Raw genomic sequence first — 23,299 nt, forward strand, 5'->3', positions numbered from 1 at the left:
GGGTTGCTCGCGACGGATGACGCCGCCGATGTGGAAACCCCGCAAATTCCTTGACACCGGTTTTCCGACGTGTATAACAGAAGTCGCAAGGTATGCCCGCGAATCGAGGCACTCCCACATTCGCGCCGCGAATCTTTTCTAACTCGGGCATTTGCGAAGTCGATCGCTGAGCGGTCGACTTTCGCGAATCGCGCGGAGGAGGCTTGCCGTGCCAGGGAACCGCCGTTTCTTGCGAGGAGTCGGCAACCGCGAATCCAGCCCCGGTTTTTTCACGACATCGCGGGTTGCGATGTTTTGTGCATGCGGGCTGATCGCCGTCGCGATGCCGGGGGTGTTGTCGGTTGTGGGTTGCCGCAAGGCGGAGTCGCCCGCCCCGGTCCCGACGGTCGTGGAAGAAGTTGAAGGTCTCTCCCAAGAGCAAGCCGCCTCTCCGCCCGTTCAAGAGTCGCCCAAGTCCGCAGCGCTTTCATTCGCCGCCATCGAGCCGATCGAGATTTCCGCCGGCGAAGAGGTTACCCGAGAGTTGAAGGTGGATCGCGCCGGAGCGGAAGGCGCGGTGCAATTGGATTTCCAGAACGTTCCGGACGGGATCGTCATTACCCCGACCGAGATCCCCGCCGAAGCGGACTCCGTGCAACTGAAGATTCGCGCGGAGGACCGCCTCGCCGACTCGCAATTGCTCTCGGTGGTGATCATTCGAGCTAGCGCAGGGGACGCCTACGGATCGCGGAATGTCTCCCTCGCGATCGTTCCCGTGGTATTGCCGAAGGTTCAACCGCCGGTCGAGCAATTGGTCCGCCCCGGCGATGAAATTGTCGTGCCGGTCAAACTGGATCGCGGCGCGTGCAAGCGTCCCGTACGGATTCGTTTGGAGAATCTTCCCTCCGGGGTCACGGCCGATCCGGTCATCGTGCCGGAAGGCTCGGACGCGACCGAGATACGCATCCGCGCCGCAGAGAACGCGGCGGAGGGTAAACACTCCGTTAAGCTGGCGGCGGAGATTGCCGGAAAATCGTCGGGCGCGGATTTTGCGCTCAGCGTGCAACGTTCTCCCTATCGCGTCAATTCCTTCCGTGTGGTCCGACTGAAGCCGGGTGAAACGCAGGAGGTCACCCTTCCGGTCGAACGTCGCGGATACACAGGTCCAATTCACTTGGAATTCGAGAATCTTCCCGACAAGGTCTCCGCGGCGCCGGTCGACGTCCCCGCCGGCGGCACATCGGTCAAGATTCGCTTTGCGGCCGAGGCGGACGCCAAGGAGCGCGTACGATCGGTTTACATTCGGTCTCGGGCGGGCAGTCTCGGCAGTCGCGATCCGATCATCGTGCGAGTCTCCTGGGGAGAGACCGGCTTTCTTCCGAGGGAAATCGGGTTCGATCCGGAAATTGCGCCGCTTTTGCGACGAGGCTCCTTCGGCGGTCGGCTGACGGCGCACGCCAAAGCCGCTCTCTGCGACGCCTACGGCGGCACGCCGGAGTCTCAGGAAGCGATTTTGCGGGGACTGCGCTGGCTGGCCGCCCATCAAGAGGAAGACGGTCGCTGGTCGCTCAAGAATTACGGTCGCAGTGTGTCCGGATGCGATTGCCACCTTTCGGACGAGGCCGAAGCGGAGATCGTGGACAACGATACGGCGGGAACGGCGCTTGCCCTGCTGCCCTTCTTGGCGGAGGGAATCGGCCCCACCACCGCCCCGGAGGATCCCGCCGATTTGCCGCGTTACCGCAATTTGGTGCGCCGCGGGCTGACGTGGCTAATGAAGAACCAGGTGAACGATCCCCAATCGGACAAGGACGGTCACCTGGGCGGCAACACGTATTGTCATGCCGTGGGCACGATCGCGCTCTGCGAGGCTTACGCTCTGACGGGAGACGAGCGGTTGCAATTGGCGGCGCAAAGGGCCATCAAGTACCTGATGAACGCCCAGCACACCGCCGGCGGATGGCGTTACGGCTTTCGCGAGGCCGGCGATATGTCGGTGGTCTCTTGGGTGTTTCTCGCGATTCGCAGCGGTCAGCTCGCCGGTTTGAGGATCGAGAGCAGCCCCCTCACCCGCGCGGCTCGCTTCATCGACAGTTGCGCCGTCGGACCCGAACCCGTCAAGCTCTCGCAATACTGTTACCAACCGGGAAAGGAACCGACGAACGCCCTGACCGCCGCCGGTTTGCTGACGCGGCAATATCTGGGTTGGCCCAAGGACAATCCCCATCTTCAGGCCGGTTGCCAAAAGATCGTGCAAGCTCTTCCGCCCGCCGAAGGCTCCAACGTGGGACCGCTTTATTTCTACTATTACGCCACCGAGGTTCTGCACCACATGGAAGGCGAGGATTGGGACCTGTGGAATCACCGCATACGGGAGTTGCTGATTCGCACGCAAGAGAAGTCGGGGCACCGCGAAGGGAGCTGGAGTCCGGAAGGAACCGATTGGGGTAAACGCGGGGGAAGAATCTACGCCACCTCCTTGGCACTCATGACGCTCCAGGTCTATTACCGTCACCTTCCCTTGTATCGCCCCGTTCCTCGGGGACAAATCTCCGGCGCCAACACAACCGCGGGTCGCTGATTCGTGACGCCGTCACGGCGGGCGCGGAGTCCGTAGAACCGTGCAATCATCGTGTGCCGCCCGGCCGACATCGCGCCGATCCCAGCGGCTTCATTCCGCGGCATCACGTCCTTCCGCGGCGCCTTGGTCGGGCAACTCGACGAGTTCCAAGGGGTGATCCGATCTCGCGTCACGGATACGAAGGGCCGCCTTTCCCGACAACAACCGATCGAACAAATCCCCGATCAATTCCCGCCGCCAACCTTGGGCCAAAAGGGGCGGTTCGTCGTTCGCCTCACCCAGTCGGTAAGACACCCAATCGCGGATGTCTTGCGTACTTCCCACCAGTCCGACCGAAATGTCGCCTTGGCGGCAAAGGCCGCCGAGGGCCGTGAAGAGAAATTGTCCCAGCAAGGGTGATTGGGACACCCCCTCGCGGTGATCGGGTCGCGGCAGGTTCTCCTCCGGCATGGCCAGCGCGCGACGAATCCGTTCGGCGATCTCGGGAATCCAAGGTCGCAGGTGGCGAAAATTCATTCCCCGGACGGCCATGATACGCTTCACGTCGCCGGTCTTCTTCTTGGCGAGCTCCAGCAACAGATCGTCGCGAAGAATGCGCCGGGCGGGGACGTTTTGGTACGAGGCGCGTTCCTCTCGCCACAGCCACAATTCCCGCAAGATCGCCAATTCCCTGGCACTCAGCGCGCGATGCCCGGCCAACCGCTGCCAGCGTTCGCTCTCGTGCCGTTTTTGAATGTCGTGTTGGTGACGCACCACTTCCTCCTCCAGCCACGAACGGCGCCCCAGCTTCTCGAGGATATTGTCCAAGCGATCGCGCAATTGCAAGAGAAAACGCACGTCGTCCAATGCGTAGACGATTTGCCATTCCGACAGCGGGCGCCGCCGCCAATCGCTTTGCGTCTCGTGTTGCGGCGAGAAATCGCCTACGTACTTCTGAATCAGATTGGTCAGACCGCTCGGATATTCGGTACCGGCCAAGCCCGCCGCGATCTGCACGTCGAAAACGCGAGGGGGAAACCGCCCCGTGGCAAAATAGCAGAACTGCAAATCCACCTGCCCCGCGTGCACCACCGTTTCCACGTCCTCATGGACGATGGTCTCCCAAAACGCGCTCACCGAGCCTAAGGGGAACGGGTCGATCAAGACCAACTCGTGGTCGAGCGCCACCTGGATCAGACAGAGGTTCGGATGGTAGCTATCCTCGGCGACGAACTCGGTGTCGATGGCCAACCGCGGGCAATCCCGCAGGCCGCGGCAAAACGCCTGAAAATCATGAGGGGTCGAAATGATGCGGTAGGGTTGGGAAACATTACTATGGTCGCCGCCTTCGCTTTTCTCCGTCACGTTCGCCCCCTGAAACTGTTTCCTCCGATAACCAACCCCCGGCCCCCACCGCCGGCAACGAGTCGCTTTGATGTTGAAACTCGATTCTAGTACACGCGACCTTTCCATGAAAGCGGCGCGGAGGCATTCTTTCGGCGGCCCTATTACGTTCGTCAACAAGGACGACGGAATGGGATGCCTCCCTTGGGCAATAACCCTATGGCGGTAACAGGACGCCCTGGGAAGTAGTGACGACGCCCACGCGGGCGATTAAAATACTGAAGCCGCTGCGGCGAAGAAGGTATTGCGGATCGCGACGCGGTCGGCAGTTGACGGCGAAAGATTGCGTCTTACGGCGGGATTCACGGCTCTCGTAAAGAAAGGCCAAATCGATGTCACAAGATCACAACGCTCCGGAAACCGGTGAAGCTTTACGGGAAGCGACTTCCGCGCCGGGCGGTCAAGCCTCGGCTTCCGCTCCCGCTCCCGGCGGCGAAACGCACCGGGCGCCGCGGCGCGGCGATCCCGACGTGGAAATCTGGCGAGGTCGCTACTCCGGTTGGGCCATGTTTCCCACCTGGATATTCTTGGCTTTGATCACCGTCGGTGCGATCTTCCTGGGAGTGGTGATCTCGCGACGCGTCGAGTATCCCCTCACGGTTTGGTCCGTACTGCTGGGCATCGTCGCCCTGCTCTGGGTCTATCACGTTTTGCTCTACCTCTATCGCCGCTATACGGTCAGCTACCGCGCCACCACGTACCGATTCTACAGCGAGAAAGGGTTGATCTTTCACAGCGTACATTCGATGGAGATTATCGACATCGACGATATGTCGCTGGAACAGAACCTGTTGGAGCGCATCGTAGGAGTGGGCAGGGTCGTGCTGCGGACCAAAGACTCCTCCGATCCGTTCTTCGTCATTCACGGCTTGAAGGATCCCCAAACCGCTTTCGAGAAGATCGACGGGGCACGGCGAGACGAACGCATCCGCCGTGGAATCAATATCGCGTAGTCGAATGCGGCCCACGGGGTGACCATGCCGCCGCGTTCCGTCCCCCAGCGCACGACAACGGCGGCGCGGATCGGCGCCGCCGCTTTTCGTCATGGGAATCGCGATGCTTTCGGCTTCGCTTGGTTCGGCGCGGCTTCATGAACGCCGCGGCTTGAAGATAGCCGCTCCCAGCGGCGGTAGGACGAACTTGAGCGAGGCCGGCATTCCGTGCCAGGGCATGGGATCGGCCTGCCGCCCTCCGTAGTTGCCGATATTGGCTCCGCCGTAAATCGCGGCGTCGCTATTGAACACTTCCTCGAAATAGCAAGTCTCCGGCACGCCGATACGGTGTTCGTAACGCGGTACCGGCGTGAAGTTGCAGGCAACCACCAGGTAGTCGGCGGGATCCTTCCCGCGGCGGATGTAGGCCAGCGTGCTCTCCTCCCAATTGTGGCAGTCGATCCACTGGAAACCTTCCCAGGTGAAATCCTGCTCGTGCAGTGCCTTCTCCCGTCGGAGCAGTCGATTGAGATCGGCCACGCACCGTTTGACGCCTTGATGGGTTTCCCACTGCAACAAGTGCCAATCCAACGATTGCTCGCAATTCCATTCGCGCCACTGACCGAAGTCGCCGCCCATGAACAAAAGCTTCTTCCCGGGGTGGGTCCACATGTAACTGTACAGCAATCGCAGGTTGGCGAACTTCTGCCAAAGGTCCCCCGGCATTTGATCCAGGAGCGACCCCTTCCCGTGAACGACCTCGTCGTGCGAGAGGGGCAGTACGAAATTCTCGTGAAAGGCGTAGATCAGACTGAAGGTCAATTGATCGTGATGATACTTGCGGTGGATGGGTTCGCGCCGCATGTAGCTGCGCGTATCGTTCATCCAACCCATGTTCCATTTCATGCTGAATCCCAGGCCGCCGTGATGAGTCGGCTTGGAAACGCCGGGCCAGGCCGTGGATTCCTCCGCGATCGTCAACGCACCCGGAAACTGAAGGTGCACCTGCTCGTTCAGCAACTTGAGAAACGCGATGGCCTGGAGGTTTTCCCGACCGCCGAATTCGTTGGGAATCCAGTCCCCCGGTTGACGACTGTAATCGAGGTACAGCATGGAAGCCACGGCATCCACGCGCAGGCCGTCGATGTGGTACTTATCGAGCCAAAACAGGGCGTTGGCGATGAGGTAGTTGCGAACCTCGTATCGGCCGTAGTTGAAGATGTGCGTGCCCCAATCGCGATGCTCTCCCTGCCGGGGATCGGCGTGTTCGTACAGCGCGGTGCCGTCGAATTGCCGCAGTCCGTGGCCGTCGCGGGGAAAATGCGCCGGGACCCAATCGATGATGACGCCGATGCCGTGCTGATGCAGGTAATCGACAAAGTACATGAAATCTTCGGGCGTGCCGTAGCGAGAGGTCACCGAGTAGTACCCGACCACCTGATACCCCCAGCTCGCGGTCAGGGGGTGTTCCGCCACCGGCAACAATTCCACATGGGTGTATCCCATCTCCTTGACGTATTCAACCAAGAGCGGAGCGATCTCGCGATAGTTCATCCAGCGCTGAGGATCGTCTCCCGGTCGTCGCCAGCTCCCCAAGTGCATCTCATAGATCGAGACCGGCTCCTCGAGCCAGTTCCGCGTCTTTCGGCCCTCCATCCAGTCGTCGTCTTGCCAGCGATAGCGGTTGAGATTGTACACACGCGAAGCCGTTCTGGGGGGCACCTCGGCCCAAAACCCGAAGGGATCGGCCTTCTCGAAGACCCAATCATGATGACGAATCTTGAACTTGTAGAGGTCGCCTTCCTTCAAGCCCGGCACGAATAGTTCCCAAAAACCGCTGGGGATGTGCTTCCGCATCAAGTGGCCGCGACCGTCCCAACCGTTGAAATCGCCGACCACGCTGACCGCGGAGGCATTGGGGGCCCAGACGGCGAAATTCACGCCCTCTACCCCGTTACGCACGCAAGGTTGCGCCCCGAGCTTGTTGTAGCATCGCCAATGCCGCCCCTCACCCAGCAAGTAAAGGTCGAAGTCGGTCAGCATCGGCGGAAACGAGTACGGGTCTTGCATAATGATCTTCTTGCCGCTTTCTTCCGCCACCTGAAGCAAATATTGCGGCGCACTGCCGTTGACGGGGCAAACCGCCTCGTACAGGCCCGCCGGATGAATGCGGCGCATCGGCCGGGGCGTACCCTCGTGCGCCAAATCGATCACCCATGCCCGCTGCGAGCGGGGCAAAAACGCTCGAATCGCCATGGCCTGACGACCCGCTTCCTGAATCGGGTGCGGACCCAGGATCTCGAACGGGTTCTCCAGCCTTCCCTCCACCAACTGAGCCACCTGATCCAGTCCCAAGGTGCTACGCACGGATACCTCCTTGCCTTCCATATTCTCACAGCTTACTCAAACGATAGATTTATCTCAAACGTTGCAAAGCATTTGCCGCGACAAATCGATCGCGTTTTCCGTTCGACCGCCGTCCTCCAGACCTTCGTCCCGCAGTTCGACCAGGGCGATGTCTCCGTGTCGCTCACCCCGTTTCTTCCGTCCCCACGAGCGGACCGACATCCGCCCGACGAATCATGCAGATTCCCTGCGGACGTCAAGCCCAGCGAACCTTGGTCGCGGGCGGTTTACGACCTTGCACAGCGTCGTTCGCGGTCGTCTCCCGTTGGGCTGGGTAGGACGTGAATAACGGGAGCACGAGTTCCTGAAGCAACGATACCCCATCGCGAACGGCAGCCAAGAGGGCGGTCCCAACGCCGTCCGTCCCCAAGCGAGACGGCACGGGCTTCAGCGCACCGCCTTCGAGCGTCCTTCGTCCAACCGATCGCCTGCCGGAGGGGGAACAGGGTCCCGGGAGGGACTTTCGGCCGGGCGAGCGGTGGGGTGGGTCCAATCTGAGGATCCGGCAATCTACCGTGTGGAATTGTAGGGCGCGGTCAACCCTTTTCCATAGGTCGCCGTTCTTGACCGGCACGCGATGCTGGAAACACTCCCATTCCCAACCGTTCTCTCGCCACTCGGGAAGCCCCCGCAGCAGTCCTTCGCGAATGTAACGATTGGTCGTCAAAATGGTGACGTGCGACGGTTGATTGAGTGCCTCCAAACCGCGAACCAGGGTCAGCAACTCCAGCCTTTCGCCCACCGAATCCGGTTCCACATCCTCGGCGGTCATCTCATCGCACCCGTCGGGTGTGCGCAGAATGAATCGCCACCGATGCGGATCGCCGCCCACCCCTGTCTGGGTAATCAACAGGAAATGGTCCAGAGCCTCGGAGTTCGGCACCTGTCCCGGCAAATTGAATCCAATCATGGATGCTTCATCCTCGATAACGCCGCCGACGTCGGCGAATCGGACTCGGACACTCGACAGATCGATCGCCTCAAGTCTCCCAAAACGCTCGCAGCCTCCAACGCGACTCCGACCGGTCGCACTCGGGTCGCCCCGGCGATCGCCGTGACGGACATACGGATGACCATTCAATTTCCCTTTAATACCCTTATCGACTCACGCTGTGCATTTTATCCATCCTCACCAAACTGGAATCCCTCCCATTAGCAATACATCCCCGTCAAACAATTCCGAAATGTCGGTTTCTGAGCATTGCGACGCGCTGAAGTTCGCCGAGTTCGGCTGAGCCTGCTGAACCAGACGGCGGGACCGCTTCCAGTTTTGTGCGGAGCGACTCTCTTTGCAGGCACGAAACGGGCAAATTCGTAGGGATTACGTGACAAGACGCAGCCGGAAAAAAGTCCGCGCGGATATCCCCCAAGAATGGGACTGGGAAACCCTCTTTCTGCCCCTGATCCTCAAGGATGGTTCGCCGCATGTGGAAAAATCGCTGGACACGGGAAAAAGCGTCGATATCATAGAAGGTGAACGGGCAAGCGATCGCCATCGCCCCCATTCCGAAACGGCCTCTTCTCTGTTCCGGCCCCGTCGTCTCGCTGAGAATTGCGAACGGCGGGGTTTTTTCGTGCCGCCGGGTTCAACCGCCATAGCCCGCACAAACCGCCGCCAGCCGATTTGGCGACCTCTGGAAATGCCGGATCATTCCGTCTTTTTGTCCCGCGCTCTCGACCGCGTCGCATTTCGCCGGGACGCTTCAGCGCCGGCAATCGAAACCCAGCATGATCCGAAGTATTGCCGCATCCTTGTGCCGCAGGCTGCGACTTTGCTAATCTCTACGGAAGCGGCAAAGGAGGTTGACCAAACCACCGCTGGAGGTTCTTGGGCCGCGCCGAATCGGAGGGCGAACCGACGTTTCGCCCTTCGCCGTAATCGCTGATCGCAACCGCACCTCCCCGCGTTCGAGACACGAGCGAAAGGAAGCATGCAAGATTCTTCGAGCACGACCTGGAAGTTTGAGGGCAACATCGCCACATGCGGCGGTCCGAATCTATTTTGGAGCACCGATGTCCAACACCCTGACGGCGGAGTGTCTTTGCGCGCCTCCGGCGGAAGTCCGTTGCCGACCGATTCCGAAGCAATGGCCCGGGTCTTCGCGTTGTCGCTGGAAGGGCAACCGGCATCCAGCCTGCGACTATGCGACGCCTTCGCCAAAGCCAACCATCTGTACTCTCGGTACGAGGATTGGAGCGACGGCGATCCCAGCAACGGTTGGGAAATCCACGTGGCCTTGACGGCCCGGCGTCTCGCCGCTGAAACCATTTGGCAAGACGCACCTGCGGAACGACACCGAGGGGCCGACGAGTACCTCTTGGAGGCCGTAATCAGCGCCCGAACGGAGAACCCGGGCTTAGAGCGCGACGTTCGCATCGGCTTTCACGGCCCGGCTGAAGATGTTTCATGGCAGGGCATCGCTCTGGATGACGCCGAACGCCGCACGGCAACCGTCCCGATTCACCTCGCGAAGAATGAGAAAGATGTCGGCGCGGAGAGGACGGCGGACCTCGGCGGATTCTCGTTTCCCCTAATCGGTTTGCCGGGATGGTCTTCCGCGCTGGGGTTGCTGGTTCATCCGACGGGAATTCGCCCTCTCCAGTTGGAGGAATCGGCCGTTCCCGTCTTCTTCGATTTCCGGGACGGAAGATTCTCGCTCGAATATCGCGTATTCCCCTTATGCTTGGAAAAGGGGGTTGTAGTGCGCAGCGCGTTTCAACTGCTGCTACTCGATCGCGCCAAAGCGGAGGAGCGTTTCCATGAAGCCGCAAGGCGATTCCTCTCATCCCCTCCGCCGCTAACGGAAGAATAATCGCCGCAAGCGGGGGTTGGGTAGCTTACGGCGGTCGCGTTCGATAGTATGGGTTATCCACTGCCACGAAGATTGAAAAGGGCAGATTCCGATATCCGTCCGTTGTGCCCGAAATCACGCCCGGCGCCCCCCGGTCGCCGGGTCGCGATTGTGGGTTGTGCATCCGCTTTGCCCAAGATTCCGAGCGCAGCTTTTTCGCGACTCGGCTTGAAGGGCTGATAACGGCGCCGCCGTCCCAGGTCCTCGAACGGTTTTCCGCCCCAAGGAGCCAATGACATGACGCCATCGACGTTCCTAGGTGAGAATTTTTTGCTCGAGCATGACAGCGCGGTGCGATTGTACCATGAGTACGCCAAGGACATGCCCATCCTCGACTATCATTCGCACCTTTCTCCCGGTTTGATCGCCGAGGATCATCGATTCGGCAATATGACCGAGATCTGGCTTCGAGGGGATCACTACAAATGGCGGGCGATGCGGGCCAACGGGGTCCCCGAGTATTACTGCACCGGCAACGCCTCAGACTACGAGAAGTTCCTCAAGTGGGCCGAAACGGTTCCCAAGCTCTTGCGGAATCCCCTCTTCCATTGGACGCACATGGAATTGCAGCGACCGTTCGGCATTGACGATCGTTTGCTCAATCCCGAAACCGCGGCGGAAATATGGGAAACATGCAGCGCCAAGCTGGCCTTGCCGGAGTTCACCTGTCGCGGCCTGCTCCGCTATTTCAACGTGACGTTGGTTTGCACCACCGATGATCCGACGGACGATCTCCAGGCTCACCGGCAAATCGCACGGGACTCCAATTTTCCGGTCCAGGTGCTGCCCACCTTCCGACCCGATCGCGCGATGCTCCTCCAACATCCCGAACGGTTTCACGTTTGGGTGGACAAGTTGAGTGAGACATCCGGCATCGAGGTCAAGGACTACACCACGCTAATCGAGGCCTTGCGGAAGCGTCACGATTATTTCCACGAACACGGTTGCCGCCTCTCGGATCACGGCATCGAACAATTCGTCGCCGAGGACTACGAGGAAGCCGACCTCAACCGCATCTTCCGAGAGGTGTACAACAATCAAACCGTGTCGGTCGTGGACCGCGCCAAGTTCAAGTCGGCAGTCCTTTATGAATGCGCCTTGATGAACTACGAAAAAGGGTGGTCGCAGCAATTCCACGTCGGCGCGCTGCGGAACGTCAATTCCAAGATGTTCGAGACCCTCGGCCCCGATACGGGATTCGACGCCATCACCGACATCAATTTGGCCCGTAACATGACGCGATTCCTGGATCGCCTGGAACGGCAGGGAAAACTGTCGCGGACCATCGTGTACAATTTGAACCCCGCCGTCAACGAAACGGTGGCATCCATCTTGGCCTGCTACCAAGACGGCAGCGAGCCTGCCAAGATGCAATTCGGCGCCGCATGGTGGTTCCTCGATCAGCGCGACGGCATCTTGCGGCAACTGGAGACGCTCTCCAACTTCGGATTGCTCAGCCGATTCGTGGGCATGCTGACCGACAGTCGCTCCTTCCTCTCTTTCACGCGGCACGACTATTTCCGCCGAATCCTCTGCAATCTGTTGGGCGGAGAGATGGATCGCGGTCTCCTGCCCAAAGACGAAGCCCTGCTCGGTTCGGTGGTTCGAGACATTTGCTACAACAACGCGGCACGATACTTCGGCTTCCGAGCGCCTACGGTGCACACGCCGGGCGCCGCCGAAACCAAGTAAGTTGTTTCAACGCGAATCGGCGAAAGCTCCCGATCTCCCAAAGCCCCGTTATGCGATTTGCTCTCCGATAAACGAGCGCGGCCGCGCCCTGCAAGGTCGAGAACCGAAGTGCTCAAGACCCTGGATCGCCTGCCGGGCGGTCGGGGTGTTGAGTTTGTTCGCGCCCCGGGCTATCGTTGTAGCGTTGATTATCCTGCCCAATTTCCCCCCGGACGCATACCCTATCCAGCGGAGGACTTCCCCATGTCCCATTTCGCACAGTTTGTTGCCGACTTCCTAAGGCCCCTCGGAACACCGCGACATGTGGTCGCTCGGCATCGCGCCGCGCTGTTATCGGTCGTCACCGCAGCCTTGGTGTTCCCGTCCTTCGCCGTCGCCTACAATCCGCCGGTCGATCGAGCGGAAGGCGTCACTGTGCGGATCGAGGCCCCGGAACGAGTCCCCACCGCGGGCGACGCGATCGATGTCGCCGTGATCGTGGAAAACGCGGGCAACGAGCCGATCTCGGCGAACCTTCGGATGGGCCTTATCGATGGTTGGCAGGCCGATCCGGGCGAGTTTGCCGAAGTGCGGGTGGCGCCCGGCGAATCGCAACGGCGGACCTGTCGCGTGCAAACCGCCGCGGACAGCTATGCCGCTCATTATCCGATTCACGTCCGGGCGACGATCCGCCGGTCCGATAAGCCCAATCTCGAACTTCACCCGATCGCCGTCCTCGTCGTCGATAAGGCGACAAGCAGTCGGGCACGTCAGGCCGCCGATTGGAAACCCATCGCGCTGTCGCGGGACAGTGCGTTCGCCTTGGAGCAGACAAGCGTGCGTCGTGCCGTGATCCAGGTCTTCGGAAAGCCTGCCGAAATCAGCGAAGTCGGTTGGAGCGGCAGTCATCCGCAGCACTCCGGCAGCCTCAATCAGGTCGATTCGACTCTGGGGGATGTCACGAAGCCTTGCCTCGGCATCCATCCGCCGTGGCGAGACGGACAGGTCGGAACCCTCGCCGCCGAGTTTCCCGTCCGCTTGCCCCCCAATACACCCGTCAAGCTGGACTTCTCGCTCGGTATGACTCCGGAAGGGCAAAGCGACGGCGTGACGTTCCGGGTTCGGGTCCTCCCTTGGGACGCGCCGGCGGGAGCATGGGGAGAAGTCGTCTGGGAACGACATACGACCGCTAAGGCATGGGAAGACTACGAAGTAGACTTGTCGAAATTCGCCGGTCAAACCATTCGTCTGCAATTAGAGTCGCACCCCGGACCGCGGAACAACACGGGCTGGGATTCCTCGTTCTGGGCGGAACCGACGCTGGTCGTCGGTAACCCGCCGCAACCCGATCAGTCACCGCCGGCCTGGGATCGCGCCGTTACCTTGGGGCGCGGCACGGCGGCGGGGTTGGATTGCGAATATCGCGTCGTGCCGGGCAACCGGGGTCTCCTCGATGCCGCCGTCGGCTTTGCGACGCCGCAGGAAACCGTTTGGTTTCGCGGGTTCCGAATCACAGTCGATTCCGCGCGACTGGACGGTTCCCGCTCGGCGGTGGCGATCCGCGGCGTTGAAGTCCGGAACCCCGTCGGCCCGGGAGCGCCCCTCAAGGTGACACATCGTTTCGTCGGGCAAGATTCGCAGTTCGATCTGGTGGGCGAACTGGCCGTCGTGGAAGGCGTCTTGACCGCGAGTTTTCGCGTGGAAAACGCCACGGAACCGAAACCTTGGCGGCACATCCACATCGAGGACGCGGCGGCGGGGACCTGGAGCCGCCCCCTGGACAAACTCTTTGCCGGAGCGGGGAACGTCGTGGTCCAACCGGGGCGGTACCGCTTGGGATTCGACGGCCATCGCTTATCCACTTCGTTCGTGGGCTTCGAATTCACGCCGCGGCTCAGCGTGATTCAAGCCTGCGACGTGCCGCCCAGCCATCTCGACGTCATCCCGGCCGAGCGTCATTTCTCGCTTCACGCGGCGCCCGACGTGCGATTTACGTTTATTGCCGCCGCCAACGCATGGGAAGGCGCCAAGAGGTGGCGCAACATCAACGGCCTGCGTCCCGCAGGGGGAGTGCAACAGGCAGCGGGGCGATTCGTGTTCGATCTTTGGGGCGGGCGCTACCGCGACAGCGCGGAGGAACTTCGCCGCGCCTTCCGTTACGGCTTGACCGACAGCATGGTCATTTGGCACAACTGGCAGCGCTGGGGCTACGACTATCGTCTGCCGGAAATCTGCCCCCCCAATCCGCAACTCGGCAGTTTCGAGGATTGCCGTTACCTGATCGAGTCGTGTCGCGAGGCGGGCGTCCTCTTCGGTCTGCACGACAACTACATCGACTTCTATCCCGACGCCGAGGGCTTTTCCTACCGGGAACGCATTGCGTTTCACTCCAATGGAGCGCCCGTCAGGGCCTGGTTCAACGAAGGTCGGCAAGCGCAATCCTACCGCTATCGGGCCGATCAGGTCGAACCCTTCCTGCAATCGAATCTGCGTTGGATTCGCGAGAACCTCGCTCCGACCGCCTATTTCATCGACGTGTGGAGCAGCATCGGTCCGTACGACTACTGGACGGCGGACGGTCGATTTTTCGATCGCATTTTCACCCGCGACAGTTGGGGCAAACACTTCGCCTGGATTCGCGAATTGTTGGGAAACAACGCTCCGCAAATCTCCGAGAGCGGCCACGACCAATTGATTGGCTGGTTGGACGGGGCGCAAACCAACCATTTGCGGGTGGGGAACCCCATGCCCGGCTATTACCGATGGTCCGTATGGGATTGGGAGTGCAAGGACGCGGAACGGGTGCCGTGGTTCGACGCAGCGCACCACGACCGTTTCGTTCTACACGGGGCGGGCTACGAAGGGCGCTACGCCGCCGGTCTGGACACTCGACTGCACGGCATGTACAGCGACGATTACATCGCGACGGAGGTCTTGACCGGGCATCCCGCCATGGTGTCCCGACCGTTCGGGGAAGACGTTGTGCGAAAATACTGGCTGCTATCGCCGCTCATGCGGGCATTGGCTTTGGACCGCATCGAGTCGGTGGAGTTTGTGGACGGGAACATCCACCGGCAGCACGTTCGCTGGCAACGCGGCGGCGAAGTTTGGTGCAATCGCGGGGAGACCGACTGGGAGGTGCAAGGTGCCGTTCTGCCGCAGTACGGATTCCTCGCCAAGGTGCCGCTGCCCTCGGGCGGCGATCAAGCTTCGCCGCAAGTCATCGAAGCCGCCGTCGCCCGAATGGACGGCGTGATCGTCGAATACGCTCGCTCCCCGCAGTGGCTCTACTTCAACGGTCGAAAGAGTTACGGCGGAGTCCTTCCCGCACGTCCCCTGCCTGGCGCGTTTCGCGACCTGGGCGGGAGGCGACTGGAATTGCAGGTGAACTGGCAACTGCGCCGCAGCCTGCCGGAAAACTACGTCGTTTTCTCACACTTTTGCGATGAGGAAGGTGAGATTATCTTCCAAGGCAATATGGAGCCGCGCCGACCCGACGGTCCCATCCCCGGCACCGTACCAACCGTACTCCGTGCGAACGTGCCCGACCAACTCAAGCCCGGCGACACGGTCGAACTGCGGATCGGCGCCTACGACCCGCGGAGCGGACGGCGTCTAACCCTTGCCGGTCCCGGCGACGGTGATACCCGCGTACGCCTCGGCACGTTAGCTGTGGGCGAAGATGACAAACTGACGTGGACTGCCCAAAGCGAGGTCGAAGATCCCTTGCAGGCAAGGATGAACTCCGACGGCAAGGCCATCGACTTCGGGATCGTCACGACCGCGCAGGCGCTACGCATCACCCGGGAGGGCGACGCCGTTCGGATCACCGCCTTGCCACACGACGACACCGTCGAGGCGAATATCCACTGGGAGCGAGTCGTCGGCACCCCTGTGCAGAGGGTCCGCCTTGTCTATCGCGACGAGACAGGCCAGACCCTCCGAAATGAGGATATGCAAATCCCTGCCGGGGGCATGGTAGCGGTCAGCATTCAGCCGAACGAATTCGATTGCGTGATTGACAGGCAGAATTGACGATATATCGGGCAGCGTGAGAGGTTCTGATTTCTCGCCCGACAACGATTCCGTGGCTGTCGGGCGAGGAAATGCGGTCACCTGCGGCGAAAGGACCGCGAACCTTCCGTTAACTGCCGTTGTCATCTCACGGTGTGTTACGCTATGGGTTCAGCAAACTCATGCGGGGCACATTGCAGGGGTCAAGGGCGTTCCGCCGGTTATGCCGCACGGCAGCGGCGGTCTTCCAAATCCGGATGTGACATTTGACCGGGTTTTCGGAACAAGACTTGCTCGCAACGATGGTGCTGAGAATAATGGAGGGTGTTGTGCCGGAGTCCTTGACCGACTTGTCGGCATACTTTGGTCCTTAACTCTTTTTGGTGCGCCTTGGCGCAGAGGTGGATCATGCGTACGTTCGTGAAGACGCTGAAGACGGCTAAGCATGTGGTTCTCGCTCGCGTCGCTCGAGTGGGCAAACACGTCGTCACGGTAGTCTGCACGAAGGTTACGAAGGTTCTGCGCGCCGCTCTGTCTTTGCGCACCGATGGCATTCGCCGTTACCCGGGTTTGTACTCGGTCCACGGCATGGATTCTTTTGGGGGATCCCAATCCGGTCTGGGTTGTTGGCAATCCCCGTCTTGGTCTTGGCAGCCGGCCGCGGCGTCCAGGCTCGCCGCCCGCGCGGAGGCCTATAGGGCTTGGTCACGTCCACCTAGAAGTTAACACTGCCCGATCATCAACGCGGCAGGGGACGTCGACCAAGGCCCAACGGTCCGGCTGGGATCGGTGGGGTTTGGCCTCTCCGTCCTTGCCTTCTCCGACGGGTTCTCGGTCTCCGTCCGTTGTCGCGCAACGGAGGGAGTCATGGCTACGGTCTTACAAGAGTTTGAGTTAGAGGAATTCGGACTCGACTTCGGCCTTCCGGTGAATTTCCAGGCCGAAGAAAAAACTACGGAAACTTGCGAGACGGTGTGCGAAGAACCGCAGGACCCCGTCTCGAAGTTGCTGACCGCCGCCGCCCGGGGCGATCGCTTCGCGGCGAACCGAATCGTGGGAATGTTCGAACGCTATGTGCGGGACGCCGTCCGCCGACGCCTGCGCGATGAAAGCGATGTCGAGGAAACCACCCAAGATGTCTTCATCCAAGCATTTCGTAAGCTCGATCAATTGCACGACAAGCGGTGCTTCGCGGGTTGGCTTCGCCGCATAGCGGACCGACTGGCGATCAATCAATTGGTGCGTCGCCGGCGGGAGCGCACCGTGAATTTCGAGAACCTCGACCAAGCCGACTCGGGCGGCGAACCTTGGTCGGAGGTCGTCCGTCGTGAGCAGCGGAAGGCCGTCTGGGAGGGCTTGCAACGACTGGGCGAGATGGACCGAGATACCCTCGTGGCCTTCTATATCGAAGGGAATTCGCTGGTCGAAATGAGTCGCCGTTTCGATTCGCCGGTGGGTACGATCAAGCGCCGCCTGCACACCGCGCGAAAGCGACTGGCGAAGGAGTTGACCGAACTCCACGCCGCTTGACGGGTCTTGACGGATTGTGAACGGTCGCCGCCGCGACGTTCCGGCATCAGAAAACCGGAGCGTGGCGGCGGTATCGTTTTACTGACGGGAAACCGAATGCGGCGTGTCGGGAGGCGAGGTCTTGCCGGCGCCCATCGGCCTCGCAAAGGCCGCCGCTGCGGCGACCAACCAACCCACGATCAGGAGCGTCCCGCCGATCGGTACGATCCAGACCACATCCACGTGAGGAAATACGATCCGTGCGTAAAGCCCGCCGCTGAATCCCGCCGTCCCGAACAGGAACAAGACCGCAGCGGCGGCGATCAACCGAGACGGTTGCCGCCAACTCCAAACGCCCAAAATCAACAGCGCCAAGGCATGGAACATTTGGTAGCGCACCGCCGTCTCGAAACCGCGGTACGACGCGGCATCGACCCCGCCGCGGACGAGATGGTCGCCCATGGCGGCCAGCGCCACGCCGAAAGCCCCTAAGATCGCGCCGCAAAAAAGGAGAATTCTGGCTTGCATGGGAGTCCGCGCTCCAACGTTTCTTCCGGTCATGGCTCCGCGAAACGGATTGCACCGTCGCCTTGGTTGCGAGTGGAAAACGTCCGGGCATTCATCCGTCACGGCTTTTCCCGCCACGCCGCCTCTCCCACTAAAATAGGCGTCAGGGCAATCGGCGTCCATGCCTCCGCAGTCACACTCATGGTGTTTTCACCGGGGGCGATCTCGAGGTCGCCTCCCACGATAAGCTCGCTCAGAAGTTTATTGTGTTGATCGAAAACCTTGGCCTTTCCGCCGCCCCAATACTCCACGTAATCGCCTGCTCGCAAAGCCGCGGGAAGCCGAAGAGTGTTGCCCCCGATCGCCAGCGTGGGCTGTCGCAACTCCTCCGGGGATTCCTTCAAGGCGGTAATCGCAAGAACGCGGCACCGTGCGTCCGCGGCAGGCTTTCGCATCCAGCGAATGTTCAGGGCGCGAATCCGTCCGAAATCGAAACCGTACAGGGCGGCCTTGAATGGATAGTTGGCATGGGCCGGGCGAAACTCGGTCAAAATCCTTTCCGGTGTGGGCTTGGGCAGAACGATCGTTTTTTCGCCCACGAAATCCAAGTCCACGTAATAGTCGCGGAAGCGTGCGCCGCCCGCCTCCAACTGAAAATTGAGCACGCCGGGCGGGTCCGCGACGGGACCTTCGTGCCGCAATCGCACGGCAAGCGCGCGGTGCGACAGGAAGTCCACGCTCCTGCTTCCCTGGACAACCCGAAGCACCGCCGTCTCCGCCGGCGGATCCAAACCCTCGATCGCGCCACCCTCGGCGCCGTCCCAAACGATCGCTCCCACCGAAGCCCCCGGCATGGCGGCATCCGCGGCGGGTTGCGGAATCGAAATTCCGCTTTCGCCGGCATTCACGATCCGAAGATTCTCCGGGGACTCCCAATCCGCCAACTTGGGGAGCACTTGCAATCGAAATCGCAGCGACTGTGCCGCAAAAGGGTTGTTGAGCACGAAGTCGCCCGGCGTTTCCAGGCGTCGCGTGACGTAACGCACCGGCAGCAGGGCCCGACCATTCTCCGACGTCTCCAGATGCCATTCGCCTTGTTCCAGCAACTTCCGCACATCGTTGGGGACGATGCCGGAAAGCCGCAGGGCTTCCCAACGGCCTAACAACTCGAGCAGTTCCTCGGTGCGCCCGTTGCGGGAAAGGGCGGCCATGTTGGTCTCCAAGGAAACCGGCGTGTCCAAGGCGAGCATTCGAGCGGCATAGTACTCGACCTCATCCGGTCCCGTGGCGTTCTGGTGGGGTGCCCAATCCAGGAATCCCCACCAACCCAACTCCGCCGGGAAAAAGCTGTCGTGGTAATGACGCCAAGAATCCGCGATCTTGTGGTAGTCCAGATACTCCTTCACCGCGACGGCGGCGAAGTCGTCACATGCGCCCCGGCTATAGAAGTGCCACGTGAAAGGCGTGAAGCCCGACCCCTGCACCAGCACGTCGCGCTGAAAACGTTTCCACACGGCGGTCTGCTGGACGCCCACCCAATACCACCACGGCCCCATCGCCGCGTTGCATTCCCCGCCGTCGAAATAGATCATATCGAAGCCGCAACGATTCACGACGCCGGCAATGCGATCGGCGATCCGCTCCATCAACGAAGAACGCAGGTCGGCCAGATAGCATCCGTATCGTTCGCACAGGTGGTCCACTCGGCCACCCTTTTCGTGCGGAGCGCGCGTCGTGCCCAGGTAGCCACGAACGCAGTCCAAGAGACGCTTTCCCTCGGGATCGATCTTGCCGTAACGGACAATCTCATCACCGATCTGAATTTCGAACCCCTGCTTGGCGTCGCCGTAATAGGCGGGCAACAAGGGAAAGCTGGACAAGTCGCCCTCCAACGGGATGACGGTATCGTCCCTGCCGATGTCGGCGGCAAGAACCGCCGAGGCGTCCTTGAGTAACCCGGGATCCGGACGCGGTGTGACGAGCGGATCGTTCTTGCCCACAAAGCTGGTCAGCATGTGCAAACCGACCTTCAAGCCCGCCGCATGGCACTTGTCTACGACCGCCTTCAGACTCTCCTCGCCGCGTGGAAAGTTCTTGAGATTGATGGGATACGATCCCAGCGACGTGGACCAGGTACCGTCGTAAGTCATGATGTACCGGAAACCGCCCAGCTTGGCCAGTCGAATCTGATCGTCGGCATTGGCCTCCGTCAAGTCGGTGAAGAAATAGCCGCGACGCACGTCGGGGGACCGCTTGGCCCAAACGCCTTCGATGGTCGCGAAAGGCAACCCGCCTTCCTTTTCAACCTCCTGCACCACGTCCAAAAAGTCCGCCGTCGGCGCGGCAATCAAGGCGAAGCTTTCTCCGATCTGCCCGAACTCGCGATGAGCCGACACGCGGAGATTGAATGTCTCCAATCGCTCGCTGAACCCCATCAGACAGACCGTGAAATCGTCATTCCATGCGGCGTTGCACAGCCAACCCTGCCGCTTCGCATCGCGCATGGTCAGGCTACCCAGCGCGATCGTCTCGACGGGCTCCCCTTCGATACCGGTCAAGCGAATGATGAAGTACCGAGGGCGGACCTGAATCTCGAAAAGCGCCGCGGTACCAGAGTCTGCAAAACTTACCCGAAGACGATCTCCCTCCTTAGCCAGCGATCGGCACGGCATCTCCTTGCCGCCCTGCCGGATGAAGAAAAACGGTCGGTCGGGCACGATCCAATTCCGGCCCGACGCCTTTTCCGTCAGTTCCCGGCAACGTCCCGCCGCATCACAAACAAATCGGGCGACGTCATTCTCCCAAATCAGGTCGTCGTCGCCGCGAGCGACCGTCGCCAATGAACACAGCACACACGGCGCCCAAAAGACCGCCGAACCAACTTTCCAAAACCCGTGCCCATGTCTCATTCGGAACTTCACGGCGTTCTCCTGAATCTCATAACCAAGGGAACGATTCTTGAAACTTCGCTCCCCGGCTCGCTAGGCTCGAAACGAGGTCCTCACCGGATCACCGGCGGCATTTACGTTGGCGCCCCGAAAGCAAGAAGTCAAGGGCGCGTTACAATGGGATAGAGCAAGAGAGGCGTTGCTGAACACCACCGCCGCCCGCCGCAATTGTCCCGGATTGTCGTCCAACACTGGACGATCGCGCGGCGAAGCGCCGCGTCGCAACATCGCCGCGGGCAGGCTGGACTGCGTATCATCGGAACAGGTGCGGAACGAGAGAGAGAACGTGACCGACGCATTTCACCCCTACCAACAATGGCTGGGTTTTCCCGCCGGTCGGCTTCCGCGCGACTATTACGAGTTGTTTCGGCTGGAGCGATTCGAACCGGACTTGAAACTGATCGCTCGCGAAGCCGATATCGTGATCGCGGAGGTGCGCCGTGTTCGTCCCGGCCCGTTCGCTTCACAGTGGGCGGCCCTATTGGATGAACTGTGCACGGCCAAGGCCTGCCTCACGGATCCCCGTCGCAAGGCAGCCTACGACGCCCGACTCCGCTCTGATGTGTCTCAACCCGGCCTGCTGACCGAAACCGGGCTACGGTCCCCGTCGGCGTCATCCTCGGACCCCTCGCAACCGCCGCCGAAGACGCCGGATCGACTGCTCGGAGACGCTCGCTCGGTCGAAGCATCGCCGATCCTCACCGCGGCGTCGCCTCGCCCGATGGCCGTGCCCGATCGCCCCCCTGCCCGAGATGCGGACGACCACGCCATTAGTAACCATGCCGATCCGTCGCCCGCCGCTAGCACTTCAGTCGGGCTACAAGTGAATTGGCTGGACATCCTTTATCGCGCGTCGGCGTTGGGATTGGTCGTAGCGGCGGTCATTCTGGCCGGCGTGCTCATCAACCGCAGAGATGCGGTCCGAGGCTATTTGCAAAAGTTGGCCGCGTTCCGCAACGCCACGGCGGCGTCCGGTAGCTCTTCCGAACCGGTAACACCATCACAAGCCGCGTCGGGAGCGCTCGCCCCCACCACCGCGAATTCCACCGCGGACCGCAACAGCACAGCCAACCTCATCGCCGCGACCAACGCTACGGTGGCAACGTCGGGAGACTTCCCCGCTACAAATTCGCCGACCGGGAACGCGCCGATCGATGCCCCATCCGGCGACTCGGCGACCGCCTCGTCTGTCGGCGAACGCTTGCCCTCGCCCGTCGTCGGTGCCGCGTCCGCATCATTCGCGTCCTCGACGCAGGAGGTTTCCGCGCCGGGAAACGCGCAAAACGCAACGTCCGGTACTGCGGAAAATGCGAGCGAGGCGTCGGAACTGCCGCCCGAATTCCGTACCGCGGCCCAGGCGGTTTGGCAGGCCATGGCCGCCCGAGATCTGCTCAAAGCCCGTGAAGAACTCAATGCCTTGGCCGCTCAAGTCCGCCATCCGCGTCAACGGGATTGCGTGGCCGCATTGGAGTCGCTGCTGTTGCACCTGGAAGAGTTCTGGCGCGGCCTCACGGAGGCGACGGCATCCCTTCGCAGCACGGAGGAAATACCCATCGGAGAAACCATGGTCATCGTCGTCGAAGCGAATCGCGAGCGGATCGTCGTCCGCGCCGCCGGGCAGAACCGCGCCTACGGCGTGCGAGAAATGCCCACCGTCCTGATCCGGGCGATCGTGGAGCAACGCTTCCAAAAAGGTCCCGACACGCAAGTGTTGTTGGGAGCATTCCTGGCGGTGGATCCGAAGGGAGATCCCGGCGAGGCAACCCGCCTTTGGCAAGCCGCTCAAAGATCGGGCACGGACGTCGCTCCGCTGATGCAAGCCCTTGCTTATGCTCCCGAGGGCAAGGCCGCACCGTCCGCGCCTCGCCTACCGATTCCCAGCGACGGAGGCGAACTGAGCCAGGCCCGGCAATGGATCGAGTCCCGATTCCCCACCGCCTACACGGGAACGGCGTCGATCCCGGTCAAGGCGGACGCCGCACAAAAGATGCTCGCGACCGCTCGGGATGCTGCGCTTAATGACGAGGCCGTTCGCTACGCCTTGCTCCGTGAAGTCGTTCGCCTGGCCGTCGAGTCCGGCGAGGCCAAGTTAGCCTGGCAGGCCGTCGAGGATCTGGCTGCACGGTACGCCGTGGACGTCTCTCAGGAACGGCGGACGGTCGCGGAGGGCCTTTCTCAATCTCGAGTTCCGGAGTCGCTGCACCAACGCATTGCCTCCGAACTGCTCGAAGCCGCTCACGCCGCGCTGACCTCCGGAGACCGCGAAGCCGCACAGGCCGCGGCATCAGGCGCCGTCATCTCCGCGCGAAAAGCCCGAAACGCCGGCCTGTTGCGTCAAGCCCTGGCCATGCTGCAAAGAGCCGGCGGCAACCCTTGAGATTTCCACGCCCGCTTCGCGCCGATCATCCTTGCCTCCGTTCGGCCGACGGTCTGTGACGCGCTCTTTGGGTTCCACGTTGACCGGCAGGAGTGGGGAGCGTACGTTGAGAGTTAACGAGGGGGCAACCGGCCCAAGGA

The 23,299-nt window shown here is 61.3% G+C and carries 13 protein-coding genes; 7 read left to right on the forward strand and 6 right to left on the reverse strand.

Going from position 1 to position 23,299, the window contains the following annotated elements:
• Positions 1–289 precede the first annotated feature (289 nt).
• Positions 290–2,560 carry a prenyltransferase/squalene oxidase repeat-containing protein gene (locus ACYQ6J_RS11425; protein ID WP_460184318.1) on the forward strand — a complete coding sequence of 757 codons (2,271 nt, stop codon included), beginning with the start codon at positions 290–292 and terminating at the stop codon, positions 2,558–2,560.
• 90 nt (positions 2,561–2,650) lie between these two features.
• Here ACYQ6J_RS11425 and ACYQ6J_RS11430 read toward each other — a convergent pair whose 3' ends face one another.
• Complete coding sequence (locus ACYQ6J_RS11430; RefSeq protein WP_460184319.1) at positions 2,651–3,904, reverse strand: ribonuclease D; 1,254 nt, start codon at positions 3,902–3,904, stop codon at positions 2,651–2,653.
• Between the two features lie 371 nt (positions 3,905–4,275).
• On the opposite strand from ACYQ6J_RS11430, the gene ACYQ6J_RS11435 reads away from it, so the two are divergent.
• Entirely contained in the window at positions 4,276–4,896 is a 621-nt protein-coding gene (locus tag ACYQ6J_RS11435; protein ID WP_460184320.1) for a PH domain-containing protein, read from the forward strand.
• 135 nt (positions 4,897–5,031) lie between these two features.
• Here ACYQ6J_RS11435 and glgB read toward each other — a convergent pair whose 3' ends face one another.
• From glgB to ACYQ6J_RS11450, 3 genes are read right to left on the reverse strand one after another with little or no spacing between them, the layout of a single operon-like run.
• A complete protein-coding gene (gene glgB, locus ACYQ6J_RS11440; RefSeq protein ID WP_460184321.1) occupies positions 5,032–7,242 on the reverse strand; it encodes a 1,4-alpha-glucan branching protein GlgB in 2,211 nt (736 codons plus the stop codon).
• A 54-nt stretch (positions 7,243–7,296) separates the two neighbouring features.
• Positions 7,297–7,443, reverse strand: a complete 147-nt coding sequence (locus tag ACYQ6J_RS11445; RefSeq protein ID WP_460184322.1) for a hypothetical protein — start codon at positions 7,441–7,443, stop codon at positions 7,297–7,299.
• A 34-nt stretch (positions 7,444–7,477) separates the two neighbouring features.
• Positions 7,478–8,191: an RNase H family protein gene (locus ACYQ6J_RS11450; protein WP_460184323.1), complete on the reverse strand. Its 714-nt coding sequence runs from the start codon at positions 8,189–8,191 to the stop codon at positions 7,478–7,480.
• 1,021 nt (positions 8,192–9,212) lie between these two features.
• Here ACYQ6J_RS11450 and ACYQ6J_RS11455 point away from each other — a divergent pair.
• The 4 genes from ACYQ6J_RS11455 (at position 9,213) to ACYQ6J_RS11470 (ending at position 17,348) form a co-directional block, all read left to right on the forward strand.
• Positions 9,213–10,094 carry a hypothetical protein gene (locus tag ACYQ6J_RS11455; RefSeq protein ID WP_460184324.1) on the forward strand — a complete coding sequence of 294 codons (882 nt, stop codon included), beginning with the start codon at positions 9,213–9,215 and terminating at the stop codon, positions 10,092–10,094.
• Positions 10,095–10,370: 276 nt separating this feature from the next.
• Positions 10,371–11,825: a glucuronate isomerase gene (uxaC, locus tag ACYQ6J_RS11460; RefSeq protein ID WP_460184325.1), complete on the forward strand. Its 1,455-nt coding sequence runs from the start codon at positions 10,371–10,373 to the stop codon at positions 11,823–11,825.
• A gap of 243 nt (positions 11,826–12,068) precedes the next feature.
• Positions 12,069–15,839, forward strand: a complete 3,771-nt coding sequence (locus tag ACYQ6J_RS11465) for a DUF5696 domain-containing protein (protein WP_460184326.1) — start codon at positions 12,069–12,071, stop codon at positions 15,837–15,839.
• Positions 15,840–16,685: 846 nt separating this feature from the next.
• Complete coding sequence (locus ACYQ6J_RS11470; protein WP_460184327.1) at positions 16,686–17,348, forward strand: RNA polymerase sigma factor; 663 nt, start codon at positions 16,686–16,688, stop codon at positions 17,346–17,348.
• 78 nt (positions 17,349–17,426) lie between these two features.
• Here the strand turns inward: ACYQ6J_RS11470 and ACYQ6J_RS11475 are convergent, their stop codons facing one another.
• Together ACYQ6J_RS11475 and ACYQ6J_RS11480 are read right to left on the reverse strand one after the other, a co-directional pair.
• A complete protein-coding gene (locus ACYQ6J_RS11475) occupies positions 17,427–17,855 on the reverse strand; it encodes a DUF423 domain-containing protein (protein ID WP_460184328.1) in 429 nt (142 codons plus the stop codon).
• Between the two features lie 98 nt (positions 17,856–17,953).
• Entirely contained in the window at positions 17,954–20,755 is a 2,802-nt protein-coding gene (locus ACYQ6J_RS11480) for an alpha-galactosidase (RefSeq protein ID WP_460184329.1), read from the reverse strand.
• 313 nt (positions 20,756–21,068) lie between these two features.
• Between ACYQ6J_RS11480 and ACYQ6J_RS11485 the strand changes: the two genes are divergently transcribed.
• Positions 21,069–23,159: a hypothetical protein gene (locus ACYQ6J_RS11485; protein ID WP_460184330.1), complete on the forward strand. Its 2,091-nt coding sequence runs from the start codon at positions 21,069–21,071 to the stop codon at positions 23,157–23,159.
• Positions 23,160–23,299: the final 140 nt, after the last annotated feature.

Source organism: Thermopirellula anaerolimosa (assembly GCF_054657335.1).

What these genes read in the sequence shown, in the direction of transcription:
- ACYQ6J_RS11435 (WP_460184320.1), top strand. Translation starts at nt 4,276, where the DNA reads ATGTCACAAGATCACAACGCTCCGGAAACCGGTGAAGCTTTACGGGAA.
- ACYQ6J_RS11445 (WP_460184322.1), bottom strand. Translation starts at nt 7,443, where the DNA reads ATGTCGGTCCGCTCGTGGGGACGGAAGAAACGGGGTGAGCGACACGGA.
- ACYQ6J_RS11455 (WP_460184324.1), top strand. Translation starts at nt 9,213, where the DNA reads ATGCAAGATTCTTCGAGCACGACCTGGAAGTTTGAGGGCAACATCGCC.
- ACYQ6J_RS11465 (WP_460184326.1), top strand. Translation starts at nt 12,069, where the DNA reads ATGTCCCATTTCGCACAGTTTGTTGCCGACTTCCTAAGGCCCCTCGGA.
- ACYQ6J_RS11450 (WP_460184323.1), bottom strand. Translation starts at nt 8,191, where the DNA reads ATGATTGGATTCAATTTGCCGGGACAGGTGCCGAACTCCGAGGCTCTG.
- ACYQ6J_RS11475 (WP_460184328.1), bottom strand. Translation starts at nt 17,855, where the DNA reads ATGCAAGCCAGAATTCTCCTTTTTTGCGGCGCGATCTTAGGGGCTTTC.
- ACYQ6J_RS11425 (WP_460184318.1), top strand. Translation starts at nt 290, where the DNA reads ATGTTTTGTGCATGCGGGCTGATCGCCGTCGCGATGCCGGGGGTGTTG.
- uxaC (WP_460184325.1), top strand. Translation starts at nt 10,371, where the DNA reads ATGACGCCATCGACGTTCCTAGGTGAGAATTTTTTGCTCGAGCATGAC.
- ACYQ6J_RS11470 (WP_460184327.1), top strand. Translation starts at nt 16,686, where the DNA reads ATGGCTACGGTCTTACAAGAGTTTGAGTTAGAGGAATTCGGACTCGAC.